The 1,682-nt window shown below is 69.1% G+C and carries 1 protein-coding gene; it reads left to right on the forward strand.

The features are described 5' to 3' along the window. The first annotated feature begins 127 nt into the window (after positions 1 to 127). Positions 128 to 1,531, forward strand: a complete 1,404-nt coding sequence (locus tag EV644_RS44285) for an IS1380 family transposase (protein WP_132197860.1) — start codon at positions 128 to 130, stop codon at positions 1,529 to 1,531. Positions 1,532 to 1,682: the final 151 nt, after the last annotated feature.

Below are 1,682 nucleotides of genomic sequence, written 5' to 3' on the forward strand. Positions count from 1 at the left end.
GCTCTTAGCCTGGATCCGTGGACGCGTTGCTGATCCGTCGGCGGGTCAGATAGTGGGAGTGCCTTCTGGGCAAGGAGAATCGGGATTGTCTAGGTCCTGATCCTGTCGAGCACAGAAGGCACTGAGAGTGAAACTACCGCATGCGTGGTCGCAGGCCACGCCGTTGTTCGATGACGAGAACCTCGTGTCGTGTGCCGGGTTGGTGCCGGTGATGGCGCTGGCCGAGCAGGCTGGCCTGTCGGAGCTGATCTCGGGCAAGGTCTCGATCAACCAGACGGCGGTGAAGTCGGCCGGGGCGAACCCTGCGGGCAAGGTCACCTCGATCATCGCCGGGATGGCCGCCGGCGCAGACAGCATCGACGACCTGGACCAGATTCGCTCCGGCGGGATGCCGCGGCTGTTCGAGCAGGTGTACGCGCCGGCGACGCTGGGGCAGTTCCTGCGCGAGTTCACCCACGGCCACGGCCTGCAGTTGGCGTCGGTGGCGCGGGCACACCTGGTCAACCTGGTCGGCTGCAGCGGGCTGTTGCCCGGCATCGGGACCCGGGCGTATGTGGACATTGATTCGCTGCTGCGCCCGGTGTTCGGGCACGGCAAGCAGGGCGCGAGTTTCGGCCACACCAAGATCGCCGGGAAACAGGTCCTGCGCCGGGGCCTGTCGCCGCTGGCCACCACGATCTCCACCGAGCAAGGGGCACCGGTGGTGGCCGGGATCCGGCTCCGCGCAGGCAAGACCGGGTCCGGCAAGGGCGCGGCATCGATGGTCCGCGAGGCGATCCGCACCGCCCGCGCCTGCGGGGCCACTGGCGAGATCCTGGTCCGCGGGGACTCCGCCTACGGCACCAGCGCCGTGGTCGCCGCCTGTGTGAAGGCCAAGGTGCGGTTCTCGCTGGTGCTGACCAAGAACCGCCCGGTGAACGCCGCGACCGCCACCATTCCCGACGGCGCGTGGACACCGGTGCACTACCCCGGCGCGGTCGTCGACCCCGACACCGGGCAGCTGATCTCCGACGCCGAGGTCGCCGAGGTCACCTTCACCGCGTTCGCCAGCACCAAACACCCCGTCACCGCGCGGTTGATCGTGCGCCGCGTCCGCGACCGCGCCAAGACCGACGAACTGTTCCCGGTCTGGCGCTACCACCCGTTCCTCACCAACAGCACCGAACCCGCCGTCGAGGCAGACCTGACCCACCGCCGGCACGCCATCATCGAGACCGTGTTCGCCGACCTGATCGACGGACCACTGGCCCACCTGCCTTCTGGCCGCTTCGCGGCCAACAGCGCCTGGGCGATCTGCACGGCCATCACCCACAACCTGCTCCGCGCCGCCGGCACCCTGACCAGCAACACCCACGCCGTCGCCCGCGGGGCGACGCTTCGCCGGCACATCGTCACCGTCCCAGCCCGGCTGGCCCGACCCCAGCGCCGCCGAGTCCTGCACCTACCCGCGCACTGGCCCTGGACCCAGCAATGGACCACCCTCTGGACGACAGTGTTCGGACCCGCGACCGGACCACCAACCGCGGCCTGACCACCGACCACCCGCCAGACACGGCACCAACCGCAAACCCAACGTGGAAAGGCTGGGCAGACCAGCAGACCCACGCTGCCCGCCCACCGAAACACCCAAATCACCCAAACTCAGACCGCTGAACCAGGCGGCTCCACGGATCGAGGCTTAG

The organism is Kribbella orskensis (assembly GCF_004342085.1).
Lineage (GTDB): Bacteria > Actinomycetota > Actinomycetes > Propionibacteriales > Kribbellaceae > Kribbella > Kribbella orskensis.